15 protein-coding genes and 2 pseudogenes are annotated in these 16,090 nt (G+C 69.7%); 8 read left to right on the plus strand and 9 right to left on the minus strand.

Features of this window, described 5'->3' with window-relative positions; all coding sequences use genetic code 11:
- Positions 1–26: 26 nt before the first annotated feature.
- The 6 genes from ACWGKT_RS10880 to ACWGKT_RS10905 all read right to left on the minus strand — a co-directional run bounded on the left by ACWGKT_RS10880 (position 27) and on the right by ACWGKT_RS10905 (position 4,605).
- Positions 27–764: a TerD family protein gene (locus ACWGKT_RS10880; protein ID WP_235454338.1), complete on the minus strand. Its 738-nt coding sequence runs from the start codon at positions 762–764 to the stop codon at positions 27–29.
- A gap of 118 nt (positions 765–882) precedes the next feature.
- Positions 883–2,028 (minus strand): DUF475 domain-containing protein, encoded by a 1,146-nt coding sequence (locus tag ACWGKT_RS10885; RefSeq protein ID WP_235454337.1) that lies wholly within the window; start codon positions 2,026–2,028, stop codon positions 883–885.
- 177 nt (positions 2,029–2,205) lie between these two features.
- A complete protein-coding gene (locus ACWGKT_RS10890; protein WP_453273309.1) occupies positions 2,206–2,781 on the minus strand; it encodes a TerD family protein in 576 nt (191 codons plus the stop codon).
- A 98-nt stretch (positions 2,782–2,879) separates the two neighbouring features.
- On the minus strand, positions 2,880–3,455 hold the full coding sequence (locus ACWGKT_RS10895) for a TerD family protein (protein ID WP_356141513.1): 576 nt from the start codon (positions 3,453–3,455) through the stop codon (positions 2,880–2,882).
- Between the two features lie 137 nt (positions 3,456–3,592).
- Positions 3,593–4,051, minus strand: coding sequence for a peroxiredoxin (locus tag ACWGKT_RS10900; RefSeq protein WP_356141511.1), 459 nt, complete (start codon positions 4,049–4,051; stop codon positions 3,593–3,595).
- 116 nt (positions 4,052–4,167) lie between these two features.
- On the minus strand, positions 4,168–4,605 hold the full coding sequence (locus ACWGKT_RS10905; protein ID WP_356141509.1) for a DUF3052 domain-containing protein: 438 nt from the start codon (positions 4,603–4,605) through the stop codon (positions 4,168–4,170).
- A 461-nt stretch (positions 4,606–5,066) separates the two neighbouring features.
- Here ACWGKT_RS10905 and aceE point away from each other — a divergent pair, with 461 nt between their 5' ends.
- Together aceE and ACWGKT_RS10915 are read left to right on the plus strand one after the other, a co-directional pair.
- Positions 5,067–7,814, plus strand: coding sequence for a pyruvate dehydrogenase (acetyl-transferring), homodimeric type (aceE, locus tag ACWGKT_RS10910; protein WP_453273310.1), 2,748 nt, complete (start codon positions 5,067–5,069; stop codon positions 7,812–7,814).
- Positions 7,815–7,919: 105 nt separating this feature from the next.
- The gene (locus ACWGKT_RS10915; RefSeq protein WP_356141505.1) at positions 7,920–8,840 is read left to right on the plus strand and encodes a potassium channel family protein; all 921 of its coding nucleotides are present in this window, start codon (positions 7,920–7,922) and stop codon (positions 8,838–8,840) included.
- 78 nt (positions 8,841–8,918) lie between these two features.
- On the opposite strand, the pseudogene ACWGKT_RS10920 reads toward ACWGKT_RS10915, so the two are convergent.
- Positions 8,919–9,652 (minus strand): annotated as a pseudogene (locus ACWGKT_RS10920) (MFS transporter); the annotation flags it as partial.
- Between ACWGKT_RS10920 and ACWGKT_RS10925 the strand changes: the two are divergent.
- From ACWGKT_RS10925 to ACWGKT_RS10935, 3 genes and pseudogenes are all read left to right on the plus strand, one after another.
- Positions 9,647–9,946 (plus strand): annotated as a pseudogene (locus tag ACWGKT_RS10925) (acyl-CoA-like ligand-binding transcription factor); the annotation flags it as partial. The pseudogenes ACWGKT_RS10920 and ACWGKT_RS10925 overlap by 6 nt on opposite strands.
- An 82-nt stretch (positions 9,947–10,028) precedes the next feature.
- Entirely contained in the window at positions 10,029–11,237 is a 1,209-nt protein-coding gene (locus ACWGKT_RS10930; protein ID WP_453273311.1) for an alpha/beta hydrolase, read from the plus strand.
- A gap of 75 nt (positions 11,238–11,312) precedes the next feature.
- Positions 11,313–12,167: a DUF4429 domain-containing protein gene (locus ACWGKT_RS10935; RefSeq protein WP_453273312.1), complete on the plus strand. Its 855-nt coding sequence runs from the start codon at positions 11,313–11,315 to the stop codon at positions 12,165–12,167.
- A gap of 23 nt (positions 12,168–12,190) precedes the next feature.
- Here ACWGKT_RS10935 and ACWGKT_RS10940 read toward each other — a convergent pair whose 3' ends face one another.
- A complete protein-coding gene (locus ACWGKT_RS10940; protein ID WP_453273313.1) occupies positions 12,191–12,673 on the minus strand; it encodes a MerR family transcriptional regulator in 483 nt (160 codons plus the stop codon).
- 112 nt (positions 12,674–12,785) lie between these two features.
- Between ACWGKT_RS10940 and ACWGKT_RS10945 the strand changes: the two genes are divergently transcribed.
- Both ACWGKT_RS10945 and ACWGKT_RS10950 read left to right on the plus strand, forming a co-directional pair.
- Entirely contained in the window at positions 12,786–13,253 is a 468-nt protein-coding gene (locus ACWGKT_RS10945; RefSeq protein ID WP_453273314.1) for a GNAT family N-acetyltransferase, read from the plus strand.
- 19 nt (positions 13,254–13,272) lie between these two features.
- Complete coding sequence (locus tag ACWGKT_RS10950; protein ID WP_453273315.1) at positions 13,273–14,091, plus strand: serine hydrolase domain-containing protein; 819 nt, start codon at positions 13,273–13,275, stop codon at positions 14,089–14,091.
- Here the strand turns inward: ACWGKT_RS10950 and ACWGKT_RS10955 are convergent.
- The gene (locus ACWGKT_RS10955; RefSeq protein ID WP_453273404.1) at positions 14,088–14,747 is read right to left on the minus strand and encodes a pirin family protein; all 660 of its coding nucleotides are present in this window, start codon (positions 14,745–14,747) and stop codon (positions 14,088–14,090) included. The genes ACWGKT_RS10950 and ACWGKT_RS10955 overlap by 4 nt on opposite strands.
- Before the next feature lie 95 nt (positions 14,748–14,842).
- On the opposite strand from ACWGKT_RS10955, the gene ACWGKT_RS10960 reads away from it, so the two are divergent.
- Positions 14,843–16,048, plus strand: coding sequence for a PucR family transcriptional regulator (locus tag ACWGKT_RS10960; protein WP_356141498.1), 1,206 nt, complete (start codon positions 14,843–14,845; stop codon positions 16,046–16,048).
- Positions 16,049–16,090 lie beyond the last annotated feature (42 nt).

A 16,090-nucleotide genomic window follows, 5' to 3' on the forward strand; every position in this document is an offset into this window, starting at 1 on the left:
AGGGCCCGCGGCTGCGCCGTCGGGGGCTACGACTCCGCCTTGGTCTTGTAGCCCCGGCCCCACTGCAGGCCCCACCCGTAGAGCCGGTCCAGTTCGCCCTGGAAGCCGTACACGAACTTCACCTCGCGTCGGACGACCAGTTCCCCCTTGACGTTCTCGATCATCACCACGGCGCAGGAGCGTGCCTGCGGATGGCGTTCGTCGAGGCCGATCTCGATGCGGGGGCCATTGCTCGGGTAGAGAGTGACTATGGCGTGCGTGCGGTCGAAGGCCGGGGTCTGGTCGTAGATGTAGACGAACACCAGCAGCCGCTTGATGTTCTCGAGGTGATCCAGGTTGACGTACATCGTCTCGCCGGACGCCGACCCGAACCGGTCGTCACCGCTCAGCTTGACGTACGGCGGTGCGTTGACGTCTCCGAGGTAGCTGCCGAGCGGCTGGACGACTCCCTTCGTGCCGTCGGACAGCTCGTACAGGCAGCCCAGGTCGAGGTCGACGTTGACCATGCTCTGCCCGTGCCCGAGGACCTCCGGCGGCTTCAGTGCCTTGAAGGGGTGCCGCAGCAGGCTGGTGCGCTCGCCGGCGCCGATGTCGGACGTCCGCATCCGCCAGGTCAGGTTGACCCGCAGATGCCCGGTGGCCGCGCCCTGCTTGGTCAGGGACACCTGCTGGTGCCGTTTGGTGAGCCGGATGGAGTTGGTCGCGGCGCTGCCCGAGTCGAACTCGGCAGCGCGTCCGCCCAACAGTCCGTCGAAGAATCCCATTCCCGCCCCCACATACTCCCGTCAACGCCGCGGGGCGGCCGCCCTGTGTCGGCCGCCCCGCAAAGAGCGTTCCTCGCCCGGAGGTGTGTCACACCCCGGTTTCCTGCCCGGGGGCTCGTCACACCCCGGAGGAGACCTCGGCCTTCTCGTCCGAGCCCGAGGCTCCCTCGGTCGCCGCCAGGGCGCGGTTGCGCCGCACGGAGGACCAGAAGGACCAGGCGATCAGGACGACGCCGACGAGGCCGGTGATGACCTCGTTGATCTCGTACTGGATGGTGACCATGAGGATCACGGCCAGCGCGCCGATCGCGTAGTGGGCGCCGTGCTCCAGGAAGACGTAGTCGTCGAGGGTGCCCTGGCGGACCAGGTACACGGTGAGCGACCGGACGTACATCGCGCCGATGCCGAGGCCGAGGGCCATCAGGACGATGTCGTTGGTGATGGCGAAGGCGCCGATCACACCGTCGAAGGAGAAGGACGCGTCCAGGACCTCCAGGTAGAGGAACATGAAGAACGCGGCCTGGCCGGCCAGCACGACGGGCGATCGCTTCTTGCCCGAGCGCTCGGCCTCTTCCTCCTCCTCGTGCTCCCGTTCCTCCTCGGCCTCCAGCCGATCCTCGAAGTAGCCGGAGAGACCACCGACGATCATGTACGTGATGAGGCCGGCGATGCCGGAGATCAGGACCGTCTGAGCCTTGTCCACGTGCGCGCCGCCGTGCTGGTGGGCGTGGGTGGCGAAGGTGAAGGAGGTGATCAGCAGAACGATCAGCGCGATGCAGACCGACAGCATGTCGACCTTGCCGAGCTTGGCCAGCGGTCGCTCGATCCAGCGCAGCCACTGGATGTCCCGGTCCTCGAAGATGAAGTCGAGGAAGATCATCAGCAGGAACATGCCACCGAAGGCGGCGATCGCCGGGTGGGCGTCGGTCACCAGTTCCTGGTAGCGGTCCTTGTTGTTGAGAGCGAGGTCGACGGCCTCGACGGGGCCCATCTTGGCGCTGATGGCGACGATCACGACGGGGAACACGAGTCGCATGCCGAAGACCGCGATGAGCACGCCGACCGTGAGGAAGATCTTCTGCCAGAAGGCACTCATCTTCTTCAGGATTCCGGCGTTGACCACCGCGTTGTCGAACGACAGCGAGATCTCCAGGATGGAGAGGATCGCCACGATGCCGAAGGCCTCCCACCCCCCGTAGAAGACCGCCGCGACCAGGCCGAGCGCGGTAATCGCGAACGACCAGCCGAAGGTTTTCAGAAGCACTGGCTACCCAATCCGTGTCTTGTACGGGTCTCCCCCGCGCCGTACTCGGCTTTGCTAAACGTTGACCACGAGTCTAGAGGGGCGCGCTTCCCGTGGGTACGCGCAGGTCCGCCATCTCGTAAAGCACGAGGTCCGGGGGCTGTGGCCCGCTGGCTCACGTCCTGGGCCGACGTCGTTTTACGAAACGTTGACGCCGAAGTCCAGGGCGATGCCCCGCAGCCCCGACGCGTACCCCTGGCCCACCGCGCGGAACTTCCACTCGCCCTGGTAGCGGTACAGCTCGCCGAAGATCATGGCCGTCTCGGTGCTGGCGTCCTCGCTCAGGTCGTAGCGGGCGAGTTCGGCGCCGTCGGCCTGGTTGACGACCCGGATGTAGGCGTTGGAGACCTGGCCGAAGGTCTGGCCGCGCTCGTCCGCCTGGTGGATCGAGACAGGGAAGATGATCTTGTCGCAGACCGCCGGCACCGCCGGCAGGTCGATCAGGATCGTCTCGTCGTCGCCGTCGCCCTCGCCGGTGAGGTTGTCACCGGTGTGCTCCACCGAGCCGTCCGGGCTCTTGAGCTGGTTGTAGAAGACAAACCACTCGTCGCCGAGGACCCGCCCGCCCTGGCACAGCAGCGCGCTGGCGTCCAGGTCGAAGGGGGCTCCGGTGGTGGAGCGCGCGTCCCAGCCGAGCCCGATCATCACATTCGTGAGGTTCGGTGCGGCCTTGGACAGGGAGACGTTTCCTCCCTTGGCGAGCGTGACGCCCATGATGCTGGTCCTCCCCTGAGTTGTGCTGCTTCGGTTGTCCTGCGCGTCCGGCGCCGCCCGTAAACGGTGCGGCGCCGGACGAGCGGAGCGTTCGGGTCTCAGACGTTGACGCCGAAGTCCTGGGCGATGCCCCGCAGGCCCGAGGCGTAGCCCTGGCCGATGGCGCGGAACTTCCACTCCGCACCGTGCCGGTAGAGCTCACCGAAGACCATCGCGGTCTCGGTGGAGGCGTCCTCGCTCAGGTCGTACCGGGCGATCTCCGCCCCGCCGGCCTGGTTGATGACGCGGATGAACGCGTTGCGCACCTGGCCGAAGGACTGCTGGCGGTTCTCGGCGTCATAGATCGACACCGGGAAGACGATCTTTTCGACGTCCGCCGGGACGCCGGCCAGGTTGATCTTGATCTGCTCGTCGTCGCCCTCGCCCTCACCGGTGAGGTTGTCACCGGTGTGCTCCACGGAGCCGTCGGGGCTCTTGAGGTTGTTGAAGAAGACGAAGTTCTGGTCGCTGCCGACCTTGCCGGAAGGGTTCAGCAGCAGTGCGCTGGCGTCCAGGTCGAAGTCCGTGCCGGTCGTGGTACGGACGTCCCACCCCAGACCGACGATGACGGCGGTCAGGCCCGGGGCCTCCTTCGTCAGCGATACGTTGCCGCCCTTGCTGAGGCTGACTCCCACGAGTCCTCCATGTGGTGTCCTGGGGCGGAGAGCCCCGTCGTACGTCGGATACCGGATCAACGAGTCGATCCTAGTGACGGGTTCCCGCTGCCCGCAGGCCCTGGACCCGAAGAATCACCGGTGTCGGATCCGGGGGCTCACAGAGCGTCGAGCGCCTTCACGTACTCGTTCAGGTCGCGCGCGTCCGGCAGACCGTTGACGACGGTCCACCGCACGACACCCGACTTGTCGATGATGAAGGTGCCGCGCACGGCGCAACCCTTGTCCTCGTCGAAGACGCCGTAGGCGCGGGAAATGTTGCCGTGCGGCCAGAAATCGCTGAGCAGCGGGTACTCCAGACCCTCCTGCTCGGCGAAGACACGCAGCGTGTGGATGGAGTCGTTGGAGACGGCGAGCAGCTGCACCTCGTCGTTGACGAACGTGGGCAGGTTGTCGCGCAGCTCGCACAGCTCGCCGGTGCACACGCCGGTGAACGCGAAGGGGTAGAAGAGCAGCACGACGTTCTTCTCGCCGTGGAAGTCCGCGAGCCGTACGGTCCGGCCGTGGTTGTCCTTGAGCTCGAAGCCGGGCGCCTTGTCGCCGACCTGGATCGCCATGGTCCTGCATCCCTTCGGTGGGCTGTCGGGGTGAGACCACCCTACGCAGCGACCACCGCGCACCTGCGGACGGGCCGGAACTGTCCGGCCCGTCCGGTGTCCGGGGATGAGGCGTCCTACCTCTTGGACTTGGCGGCCTTCGGCGTCGCCAGACGCGAGCCGCTCCAGTCCTTGCCCACGCTGACGCTCTTGGACGCCGACAGCCCGGCCGTCACCGCGGCTTCCGAGATGTCGCTCGGCTCCACGTACCCGTCACGGCCGGTCTTCGGCGTGAGGAGCAGAATCGCGCCACCTTCCTCGATGTAGGTGGTGGCGTCCACCAGCACATCGGTCAGGTCGCCGTCATCGTCGCGGAACCACAGCACCACGGCGTCGGCTACGTCGTCGTACTCCTCGTCCACGAGTTCACTGCCGATGACTTCCTCGATGGACTCGCGGAGCTCCTGGTCGACGTCGTCGTCGTAGCCGATCTCCTGGACCACCTGCTCGGGCTGGAACCCCAGCCTGACGGCAGGGCTCGTCCGCTCCTCCGCGTGGTCCGCGGTCGCGCTCACGGGTTGCCTCCTGATCATGTCTTGATGAGTATCTCAGCCACGCGCGTACGCGAAGCATTGGCCGTAGTCCACACGTGCGGGGCGGATCGCGCAAGTACCCGGCCGTTCAGACCGCCGAAACGGTGACGATCCCGGCCGTGTCGCCGCAACTCCCGGCACCCCTTCTCCACCCAGGGTGACTCACACCAGACCCTTCTGCCCGATTTGCACGTTTGGGAATCCTCCGGGAATCACTCGGGGGTGCGGTGATCGAACAGTTTTACCAAGGGCGTCAAGCGCTGGGCGTATCGTTGCGTTTTGATCGGGCACGCCCGAGTACGGCTTGAGGGAGACCCCACGGAGGTCTCGGTTACCTCACGGTAGAGATGACGTACGCCTTCCCTAGGTACACGATGGGGACGGCGCAGGCACAAGGTGAACGCCCCAGCAGAAAAGCGGCCCTCTGACAGGTAAGGAACAGCGTGGCTTCCGGATCCGATCGCAACCCGATCATCATTGGCGGCCTTCCGAGTCAGGTTCCTGACTTTGATCCCGAAGAGACCCAGGAGTGGCTCGACTCCCTCGACGCCGCCGTCGACGAGCGCGGCCGGGAGCGGGCCCGGTACCTGATGCTCCGCCTGATCGAGCGGGCCCGCGAGAAGCGCGTGGCCGTGCCCGAGATGCGCAGCACGGACTACGTCAACACCATCGCGACCAAGGACGAGCCGTTCTTCCCGGGCAACGAGGAGATCGAGCGCAAGATCCTCAACGCGACACGGTGGAACGCGGCCGTGATGGTCTCCCGCGCGCAGCGCCCCGGGATCGGCGTCGGCGGCCACATCGCCACCTTCGCCTCCTCCGCCTCCCTGTACGACGTCGGCTTCAACCACTTCTTCCGCGGCAAGGACGAGGGCGACGGCGGCGACCAGGTCTTCTTCCAGGGCCACGCCTCCCCCGGCATCTACGCCCGCGCGTATCTGCTCGACCGGCTGAGCGAGCAGCAACTGGACGGCTTCCGCCAGGAGAAGTCGCGGTACCCCAACGCGCTCTCCAGCTACCCGCACCCGCGCTCCATGCCGGACTTCTGGGAGTTCCCGACGGTCTCCATGGGTCTCGGCCCCCTCGGCGCCATCTACCAGGCGCGGATGAACCGCTACATGCAGGCGCGCGAGATCGCGGACACCTCCAAGTCGCACGTGTGGGCCTTCCTCGGCGACGGCGAGATGGACGAGCCGGAGTCGCTCGGCCAGCTGTCCATCGCCGCCCGCGAGGGCCTGGACAACCTGACCTTCGTGGTCAACTGCAACCTGCAGCGGCTGGACGGCCCGGTGCGCGGCAACGGCAAGATCATCCAGGAGCTGGAGTCGGTCTTCCGGGGCGCCGGCTGGAACGTCATCAAGCTGGTCTGGGACCGCACCTGGGACCCGCTGCTCGCCCAGGACCGCGACGGCGTGCTGGTCAACAAGATGAACACCACGCCGGACGGCCAGTTCCAGACGTACGCCACCGAGTCCGGCGCGTACATCCGTGACCACTTCTTCGGTGACGACCACCGGCTGCGCGCGATGGTCGCGAACATGACCGACGACCAGATCCTGCACCTGGGGCGCGGCGGTCACGACCACCGGAAGATCTTCGCGGCGTTCTCGGCGGCCAAGGCGCACAAGGGCCAGCCGACGGTGATCCTGGCCAAGACGATCAAGGGCTGGACGCTGGGCCCGAACTTCGAGGGCCGCAACGCCACGCACCAGATGAAGAAGCTGACGGTCGACGACCTCAAGCACTTCCGGGACCGTCTGCACCTGCCGATCTCCGACCGGGAGCTGGAGTCCGGCCCGCCGCCGTACTACCACCCGGGCCGGAACTCGGAGGAGCTCCAGTACATGCACGACCGGCGCAAGGGGCTCGGTGGCTATGTGCCGACCCGCGTCGTGCGCTCCCAGCCGCTCGCGCTGCCGGACGACAAGACGTACGCGACCGTGAAGAAGGGCACGGGTCAGCAGTCGATCGCGACGACCATGGCGTTCGTGCGACTGCTCAAGGACCTGATGCGGGACAAGGAGATCGGCCGCCGGTTCGTGCTGATCGCGCCGGACGAGTACCGCACCTTCGGCATGGACTCCTTCTTCCCGAGCGCGAAGATCTACAACCCGCTCGGCCAGCAGTACGAGGCGGTGGACCGCGATCTGCTGCTCGCGTACAAGGAGTCGCCGACCGGCCAGATGCTGCACGACGGCATCTCGGAGGCGGGCTGCACGGCCTCGCTGATCGCGGCGGGCTCGGCCTACGCGACGCACGGCGAGCCGCTGATCCCGGTGTACGTCTTCTACTCGATGTTCGGATTCCAGCGCACGGGTGACCAGTTCTGGCAGATGGCCGACCAGCTCTCGCGCGGATTCGTCCTAGGCGCGACCGCCGGCCGGACGACGCTGACCGGTGAGGGTCTCCAGCACGCCGACGGCCACTCCCAGTTGCTGGCCTCGACGAACCCGGCCTGCGTGGCCTACGACCCGGCGTACGCGTACGAGATCGCGCACATCGTGCAGGACGGTCTGCGCCGTATGTACGGCGGGGACGCGCAGCACCCGCACGGCGAGGACGTCTTCTACTACCTCACCGTCTACAACGAGCCGATCCAGCACCCGGCCGAGCCGGCGAACGTGGACGTCGAGGGCATCCTCAAGGGCGTCCACAAGCTGAGCGCGGGTACCGAGGGCTCGGTCCCGGCGCAGATCATGGCGTCCGGTGTCGCGGTGCCGTGGGCCCTTGAGGCGCAGCGGATCCTCGCCGAGGAGTGGGGCGTGCGGGCCGACGTCTGGTCGGCGACCTCCTGGAACGAGCTGCGGCGCGAAGCCGTGGAGTGCGAGACGCACAACCTGCTGCACCCCGAGGAGGAGCAGCGCACGCCGTACGTCACGCGCAAGCTGGGCGGTTCCGAGGGGCCGTTCGTGGCCGTGTCCGACTGGATGCGGTCGGTTCCGGACCAGATCGCCCGGTGGGTGCCCGGCACCTACCAGTCGCTGGGCGCCGACGGCTTCGGCTTCGCCGACACCCGTGGCGCGGCCCGCCGGTTCTTCCACATCGACGCGCAGTCGATCGTGGTGGCGGTGCTGACCGAGCTGGCCCGGGAGGGCAAGGTGGACCGTTCGGTGCTGAAGCAGGCCATCGACCGGTACCAGCTTCTCGACGTGTCGGCGGCGGACCCGGGGGCGGCCGGGGGCGACGCGTAACGCGCCGAGGCTTCGACCGAAAACGCCGCTTGAGCGGCTCTTGAACAGCCGAGGGCGGTGGGGCTCGATGCCCCACCGCCCTGGTGTTTTCCTTACGATGCGGGCATGGCGGAACAATCGGCGCAGGCTCGCTGGGAGCACCTCACCCAACGGCCCCTGCTGGCCCTCGCGGTGGCCTTCGCGGTCGCCTATGCCGTGCCGATCGTGGACAGTTCGGCGGGGCACTCCCTGACGACCGTGTGCACGGTGGTGGAGTGGGTGGTGTGGGGCTCCTTCGCCACGGACTATCTGATGCGGCTGGCGATGGCGCCCCGGCGGGGGGAGTTCGTGCGCACGCACTGGCTGGACCTGTGCGCGGTGGTGCTGCCGATCCTCCAGCCGTTGCGGCTGCTGCGGCTCGTCTCGACGCTGCTGCTGGTGGGGCGGCGGGCGCGGATGGCCTCGCAGATCCGGCTGACGACGTATGTCGCCGGTGCCGTGGTGGGGTTGCTGATGTTCGGCTCGCTCGCCGTGCTCTCGGTGGAGCGGGAGTCGCCGAACGGGAACATCCGCACGCTGGGTGACGCGGTGTGGTGGTCGTTCACGACGATGACGACCGTCGGGTACGGGGACCACGCGCCGACGACCGGGCTCGGCCGGATGATCGCGGTCGGCCTGATGCTGTCCGGGATCGCGCTGCTGGGTGTGGTGACCGCGAACATCGCCGCGTGGTTCATCGCCCGCTTCGAGAAGGACGACGTGGAGGAGCGGCGCCAGACGGAAGCCATCGAGTCGCTCACCGAGGAGGTACGGGCCCTGCGGGCTGAGGTGGCCGCACTGTCCCTCGTCCGGGCCGGACGGGCAGTCGAGGGCGGAGCCTGCGGCAGCGGCGACGCGCAGTCACCCGCGGGCGACTCGGCCGAACCGCCGGGGGCCGGCGCGCTGCCCCCCTCCGGCAGCGCGCCGCGGCCCTGGCATCCCCCATGCCCTGCGGAGGACTTGACCCACTGTGACCTGCGGCGCGTGCCGGAAGCGAGGGATCTTTAGCGGAGTCACCCTGATAGGCGAACCCCGGCCGGATCCGGTTTGGGGGGGGCGGCCCGGGGACCTGGCCCGAACGCGGGCTCAGATGTGGCCCACGCCCGCTCCCGACGCAGCGTTCTCGGCGTGCTCGCCCCGCTTCGTCAGGAGTGCCACGAGCACCGCCGCCCGCCGCGACACCGGCCGCGACCAGCGAGGCCAGGCTCATGCCGGAGATGAACGTGTCGTGCGCCACCGACGTGATCTTCGCGGCGATCTCGTCCGGCGTGCCCTTGGCCAGCGGCGCGACACCGACCTGGACCGCCTCGGAGGCCTGGTCGAGCTGGGCGGGGGTGAGCTTCGGCAGCCCCGCGTCGGCCCAGGTGGCCGGGAGGTCGCTGTCGACCTTGGAGGCCATCACGGCGCCCAGCACGGCCGTACCGAGGCTTCCGCCGATCTGCATGGCCGCCTGATGGAGGCCGCCGTCCACACCGGACAGCTCCATGGGGGCGTTGCCCACGATGACCTCGGTCGCGCCGACCATGACCGGCGCGAGACCGAGACCCAGCAGGGCGAACCAGAGCGACATGATCGCGCTGCCGGTGCCCGCCTCCAGGATGGACATGCCGTATGGCGACCGCGGTGGCCCCCATGCCGCCGGCCAGCGGGATCCGCGGGCCCAGCTTGGTGATCATGGCGCCGGCCGGCGGCGAGCCGACGATCATCATGCCGGTGAGGGGCAGGAGGTGGAGACCGGCGTCGATCGGGCTCATGCCGTGGACGTTCTGGAGGTAGTACGTCACGAAGAACAGGCCGCCCATGAAGGCGATGGGCTGTATCTGCGCATGTACCGGACGATCGAGTCGACGCCCGCCCTGCTCGCCGCCCATCTGCGCCGCTCCGCGGCCGTCGAGGAGACGATCGCGCGCGTGCTCGCCGAGCGCGAGGGTGTCGACGTCGCGACCGACCCTCGACCGCGCCTGGTCGTGGCCGTCTTCGGCGGAGTGATTCGAGTGACGGAGCGTCAGTGGAGCACCGGCGAGGACTTCGGTCTGGAGGCGATCCGGACCCTCACCGCCACCTACCTCGACCAGGTCGGACCTGCCCTGACCGGGAGCCGGCGCGACCACTGAGGCGGGTATCACGTCCGCCGAAACGTGATACCTGTCACTCGGTTACCGCGAGACCCTCCCGTTCTCCTAGTGTGTCCTCCCAGTGACTTCCTTCGAAACCTCCCCGCAACTCAACGTCTGGCGCGCGCTGCTCGCCCTGGGCGTGGTGTTCGTGATGCTCGCGACCACCGGTTGGACCGCCCTGCGCAGCCATCGGGAGGCGAGCGCCCTGCAGGCCTCGCTCACGAAGTGGGAGCATGGTCACCTGTACGGCCAGCGGCTGCCGGACCCGGCGGCGTCCCCCGCGCGGATCGCCCGTTTCTTCGCCTCGCTCACCGCGCAGGAGAGCGAGCGCCTCGCGCACCGCTACCCGCTCGCGGTCGGCAACATGAACGGCGCCCCCGTCGAACTGCGCTACCGCGCCAACCACATCGCGCTCGACCAGGCGCGCAAGGTCGACAAGAAGCGGATGCACGACAGCCGGCTCTCGCCGGCCGGGCAGCAGCAGGCGGGCAGGCGGATGCACCGCTTCGAGGACCTGCTGGCCGGGGGCCGGAAGATCCTCGCCTTCGACCCCGAGGGCTCGGGCCGGGTCGCGGAGGTGTTCGGGAACCTGCCGAAGGCCGAGCGGATCTCCGTCGTCGTCCCCGGCGTCGACACCGACCTGCTCACTTTCCAGAAGACCTACCGCCCGTACTCGGCGCCGGTCGGCATGGCCAAGGCGCTGTACGCGGCGGAGCGGGCGGCGAGTCCCGGGGTCCGTACGGCCGTGATCGCCTGGGCCGACTACACCGCGCCCGCCGGGCTCGGCGTGGACGCGGCCACCGCGATGCGCGCCGAGGACGGCGCCGTACGCCTGAACGCCCTGCTGCGCGCGCTCCCCGGCAGCGCGCCCGTGCAGATGTTCTGCCACAGCTACGGCTCGGTGGTCTGCGGTGTCGCGGCCCACGCGATGCCGCGCCGGGTGGCCGACATAGCGGTGGCCGCCAGCCCCGGCATGCGGGTCGCCAAGGCCGCGCACCTGCACACCCGGGCCCGGGTGTGGGCGATGCGGGACGCCACCGACTGGGTCCAGGACGTGCCGTACCTGGAGGTCGGCGGCCTCGGGCACGGCGCCGATCCGGTGTCCGGAGGATTCGGGGCACGGGTGCTGTCGGCACGGGACGCCCAGGGACACAGCGGCTATTTCGAGCCGGGTACGGACAGCCTGCACAACCTCGCCGACATCGGGGTTGGCGCGTACCGCTCGGTGACGTGCGCCCGCGAAGACCAGGTCTGCCGGGCGGGTTTGTCCGGCACCGAGACGGCCTGACGCGCGTAGAGACGAAGAAACTGCGGTCTGCGTGGGGTGGCGACGGAGGAGCGCGTGCCGCATACGATGAGCCGCATGGGTGACGTACTGGCCGGATTTCATGCCGCCTGGGAGTTCGAGTCCGACTCTGTGCTCATCCGTTACGAACGAGGGATTCGAACACCCAAGCTCTTCCAGGCTCTGGGGGAACGACGCGTCCCGATCGCGGCACTCTCGGGCGTGACCCTCACCCCCGGCAAGCGCGGCACCGTCGTCCTGCGCGCCGAGCCCCGTCCCGGCGCCGATCCGCTGATGGAGGCGGCCGACGGGCAGCTGAAGGAGGGCTGCGATCCCTACCGGCTGGTACTGCCGGCCGAGCGCGAGACCCTCGCCGAGTACTACGCGGACGAACTGCGGGCGCAGCTCACCGAGTCCGGCCCGGCCGAACGCCATCTGGTCCCCGCCCCCGAGGCGCCGCTGCACTTCAAGGCGTACGACGCGAAGGTGTCCTTCGACGGCAGGGCCGTGCGCTTCCGCTGGTCCTGGACCGGCGCCTCCTCCACCAAGTGGAAGGCGGGGGACCAGAGTTTCCCGGTCACCGAGCTGAGCGGCGTCGAGTGGCGCTCCCCCGAGGTCTTCGAGGGCCACCTGCGGCTGCTGGCCCGTGACGCGGGCGCCGAGCAGCAGTCGCTCCAGCCGGACCAGGACCCCGCGTCCGTCGTCTTCGGCCTCGGCTACGGACCGGTGCACGAGTCGCTGCCCTTCGCGGCCGCGGTCCTCGCGGCGGTGCGGGCCCGGGGTCCGGTCGCCGCGGTGCCCGCCGCGCCGGGACGCCGGGACCCCGCCGACATCGCCGAGCGGATCCGCCACCTCGGGGAGCTGCACCGGGCCGGCCTGGTGACGGACGAGGAGTTCGCCACGAAGAAGGCGGAACTCCTCGCGCAGCTCTAGGGGATCTCCGCGGAGCCGCAGCTCTAGGCGCTGTTCGCGGCCCGGCTCGGCTGCTCCTGTGCGTAGAAGCTGATCTTGCGGTCGAGTACGGCCAGGGTGTCCCGGAGTTCGTCGATCCGGGCCAGCACGTCCCGGCGGGTCGATTCGAGGAGTTCCTGCCGCTCGGCGTAGGTGCTCTCGCCCTCGCGCACCAGTTCCGCGTACCGGACCATGTCCGCGACCGGCATGCCGGTCAGCCGCAGCTTGTTCACGAAGTCCAGCCAGTCCAGGTCGCGGTTGCTGTAACGGCGCTGACCGGTGTGCGAGCGGTCGATGTGGGACATCAGGCCGATCCGCTCGTACCAGCGCAGGGTGTGGGCGGTCAGGCCGGTGAAGGCGACGACCTCGCTGATCGTGTAGCGGTCCTGGCCCTCGGGGCGTGGGTGCCGCCGGGGCGGGGCGGAGCAGATGTCGGCGGGGGTCGGAGCTTGCTCGGTGGCCGCGGGCGTGGTCTGCATCACCGTCATGGCCCCACGCTATGGCCTTGGAGTGCGCTCGAAGCAAGCCGGTACCCGGTAAGAAGTCCACCGGTAAGAAATCCGCGGGACGCACGGGCGGGTGATCGCTAACGTGCGGGCCATGAGTCTCGCACGCCGTGCCACGCCCGAGGACGCCCCGGAAGTACTGCGCCTGCGCCAGGTGATGATCGACTCCGTCTTCTCCGCCGACGGTTCCACCCACTGGCACGGGGAGTCCCTGCCGACCCTGCGGACCCGCCTCGCCGAGGACGAGGACTTCGCCGCCTTCGTCGTGGACCATCCGCGGCGGCCGGGGGCGCTGGCCGCGCTGGCGGTCGGCACGCTGGAGTACCGGATCGGGCGGGCAGGCAATCCGCTCGGCACGATCGGGTTCGTCTTCAGCGTCGCCACCGACCCGGACGCGCGCCGCCGCGGGTACGCGCGCGCGTGCATGGCCGAGCTGCTGGAGTGGTTCCGCTCCCGCGGGGCGGGCCAGGTGCAGCTCACCGCCTCCGCCGAGGCCCGGCCCCTCTACGACTCGCTCGGCTTCCGGCCCAAGCCGGACCCCTTGATGGAGCTGACGCTCTGAGCCGCTTAGGCTCGACGGCATGTCGCTGCAGAGCCTGACGCTGATCGAGAACTGGCCCGTCCCCACCGCCGCCGCGGGGGTCGTACGGGCCGACGGCACGGTCCTGGGGACCCACGGACCCGCCGGCCGGCGCTTCCCACTGGCCTCGGTCACCAAGCCGCTCGCGGCCTACGCGGCGCTCGTCGCGTACGAGGAGGGGGCGATCGAGCTCGACGAACCCGCCGGCCCGCAGGGTTCGACGGTCCGTCATCTGCTCGCCCACACCTCCGGACTGGCCTTCGACGAGCACCGGGTGACGGCCCCGCCCGGCGAGCGGCGGCTGTACTCCAACGCCGGGTTCGAGCAGCTCGGCGACCACATCGCCAAGGCGGCGGACATCCCCTTCGCCGAGTACCTGCGCCAGGCGGTGCTTCAGCCGCTCGGTATGACGTCGACCACACTCGACGGCTCGCCCGCGAAGGACGGGGTGTCGACGGTGGACGACCTGCTGCGGTTCGCCGCCGAGGTGCAGGCGCCGCGGCTGCTGGACCCGCGGACGGTCGCCGAGGCGATGACGGTCCAGTACCCGGGGACGAAGGGCGTGCTTCCGGGGTACGGACACCAGAACCCCAACGACTGGGGGCTGGGCTTCGAGATCCGGGACGCCAAGTCCCCGCACTGGACGGGCTCCTCGTCCTCCCCGCGCGCCTTCGGACACTTCGGGCAGTCCGGTACGTTCCTGTGGATCGACCCGGCCGCCGGGGCGGCGGGCGTCGCCCTGACCGACCGTGCCTTCGGGCCCTGGGCGATCGAGGCGTGGCCGGCGTTCACGGACGCCGTGCTGGCGGAGCTCCGCTAGGCCCTGTCGGACATCTCCCAGAGCAGCAGTTCGGCCGTGCCGACCGCCACGGCCTCCAGCCCCTTTGCCCGCGTGACGCGCGCCGAGTCCCCCGGCCCCAGTTCCTGCCCGCCCAGCCGGACCTCGCCGCGCACCACGTGCGCGTACACGTACGCCGCGTCCGGTACGGCGGTCCGCTCGCCGGGCCCCAAGCGGCGCACGTGGAGCATCGCGGCGGCCTCGGGGACGGCGTACGGGGTGGAGTCGGCGATGCCCCGGACGATCTCGTAGGCGGGGGTGCCGCCGGGTTCGAGCGGGGCCAGCCACATCTGCACGAAGGTCAGGGGCACCGGCCCGTCGTTGCGTTCCACATGGCGGACACCCGCCGCCGAGCTCAGCCGCTGCACGTCGCCCGGCCGCACCACCGTCTCGTGGCCCTGCGAGTCCCGGTGGGTCAGCTCGCCCTCGACCACCCACGTGACGATCTCGGTGTGGCTGTGCGGATGCTCGTCGAAGCCCGCGCCCGGGGCCAGACGCTCCTCGTTGCAGGCCAGCACCGCGCCGAAGCGGAGATTGTCCGGGTCGTAGTGCGGCCCGAAGGAGAAGGCGTGGCGGGACTCGATCCCGGCCTGCGGCTCTCCTCCCGGGTAGCGCTCCGCGGCGCGCCTGACGTCCATCACGGCACCACCGTAGACCCGCCCCGAACCCCGCGCGGGACCGCACCCGCCACCCACCGGCGCACGCTCCCGTCCGGATAAGGCAGTCTTGTCCCGTGCCCGAACCCGAAACACGCAAGTCCGAACCCGCGGCGCACGACGTGCATGCGCACGCCGCGACCCTGAAGCGGCTGGAGAGGTCGTCCGGCAGCCTCGCCGCGCAGGCCATCGCGCGCATGGACGAGACGCTGTCGTGGTACCGGGCCATGCCACCGGAGAACCGCTCCTGGATCGGGCTCGTGGCTCAGGCGGGCATCGCCGCCTTCACCGAGTGGTTCCGGCACCCCGACGCCCCGCAGGCCATCTCGACGGACGTGTTCGGCACCGCGCCGCGCGAGCTGACCCGGGCCATCACGCTGCGGCAGACCGTCGAGATGGTGCGCACCACCATCGAGGTCATGGAGAGCGCGATCGACGAGGTCGCGGCGCCCGGCGACGAGCGGGTGCTGCGCGAGGCGCTGCTCGTGTACGCCCGGGAGATCGCCTTCGCGACCGCCCAGGTGTACGCCCAGGCCGCCGAGGCACGCGGTGCCTGGGACGCACGGCTGGAGTCCCTGGTGGTCAACGCCGTGCTCAGCGGCGAGGCCGACGAGGGCGCGGTCAGCCGGGCCGCCGCGCTCGGCTGGAACTCGCCCGAACATGTGTGCGTGGTGCTCGGGACCGCACCCGACGGGGACAGCGAGCTGACCGTGGAGGCCATCCGGCGGGCCTCCCGGCACGCCAAGCTCCAGGTGCTCACCGGGGTGCTCGGGGACCGGCTGGTCGTCATCGCGGGCGGCAGCGACAACCCGATCGCCGTGGCCCGGTCGCTGATCGGCCCGTTCGCCGCCGGACCCGTCGTCGCGGGGCCGGTGGTGCCCGATCTGCTGACGGCGACCCGGTCCGCGCAGGCCGCGGCGGCGGGCCTGAAGGCCTGTTCCGCCTGGCAGGACGCACCGCGCCCGGTCCTGGCCGACGACGTGCTGCCGGAGCGCGCGATCATGGGCGATCCCAGTGCGCGCGAGCAGTTGGTGGAGGAGATCTACAGACCACTGGAGGAGGCCGGATCGGCCCTCCTGGAGACCCTCTCCGTCTACCTGGAACAGGCGAGCAGCCTGGAGGGGGCCGCCCGGATGCTCTTCGTTCACCCGAACACCGTGCGCTACCGGCTCCGACGTGTGACTGACGTCACCGGGTGGTCGCCATCCGATGTACGATCCGCGTTCACACTGCGGATCGCGCTGATCCTCGGGCGTCTGGTCGATGGAGATCTTCAGCCCTAGCCTTTTGTCGGGGGCCCACAAAACCCCCTCGTGTTCTTCGTC

The sequence above is a fragment of the Streptomyces sp. NPDC054794 genome (genome assembly GCF_053611585.1).

What these genes read in the sequence shown, in the direction of transcription:
- ACWGKT_RS10955 (WP_453273404.1), bottom strand. Translation starts at nt 14,747, where the DNA reads ATGGACGTCAGGCGCGCCGCGGAGCGCTACCCGGGAGGAGAGCCGCAG.
- ACWGKT_RS10880 (WP_235454338.1), bottom strand. Translation starts at nt 764, where the DNA reads ATGGGATTCTTCGACGGACTGTTGGGCGGACGCGCTGCCGAGTTCGAC.
- ACWGKT_RS10890 (WP_453273309.1), bottom strand. Translation starts at nt 2,781, where the DNA reads ATGGGCGTCACGCTCGCCAAGGGAGGAAACGTCTCCCTGTCCAAGGCC.
- ACWGKT_RS10915 (WP_356141505.1), top strand. Translation starts at nt 7,920, where the DNA reads ATGGCGGAACAATCGGCGCAGGCTCGCTGGGAGCACCTCACCCAACGG.
- ACWGKT_RS10950 (WP_453273315.1), top strand. Translation starts at nt 13,273, where the DNA reads ATGTCGCTGCAGAGCCTGACGCTGATCGAGAACTGGCCCGTCCCCACC.
- ACWGKT_RS10900 (WP_356141511.1), bottom strand. Translation starts at nt 4,051, where the DNA reads ATGGCGATCCAGGTCGGCGACAAGGCGCCCGGCTTCGAGCTCAAGGAC.
- ACWGKT_RS10940 (WP_453273313.1), bottom strand. Translation starts at nt 12,673, where the DNA reads ATGACGGTGATGCAGACCACGCCCGCGGCCACCGAGCAAGCTCCGACC.
- ACWGKT_RS10945 (WP_453273314.1), top strand. Translation starts at nt 12,786, where the DNA reads ATGAGTCTCGCACGCCGTGCCACGCCCGAGGACGCCCCGGAAGTACTG.
- ACWGKT_RS10935 (WP_453273312.1), top strand. Translation starts at nt 11,313, where the DNA reads ATGGGTGACGTACTGGCCGGATTTCATGCCGCCTGGGAGTTCGAGTCC.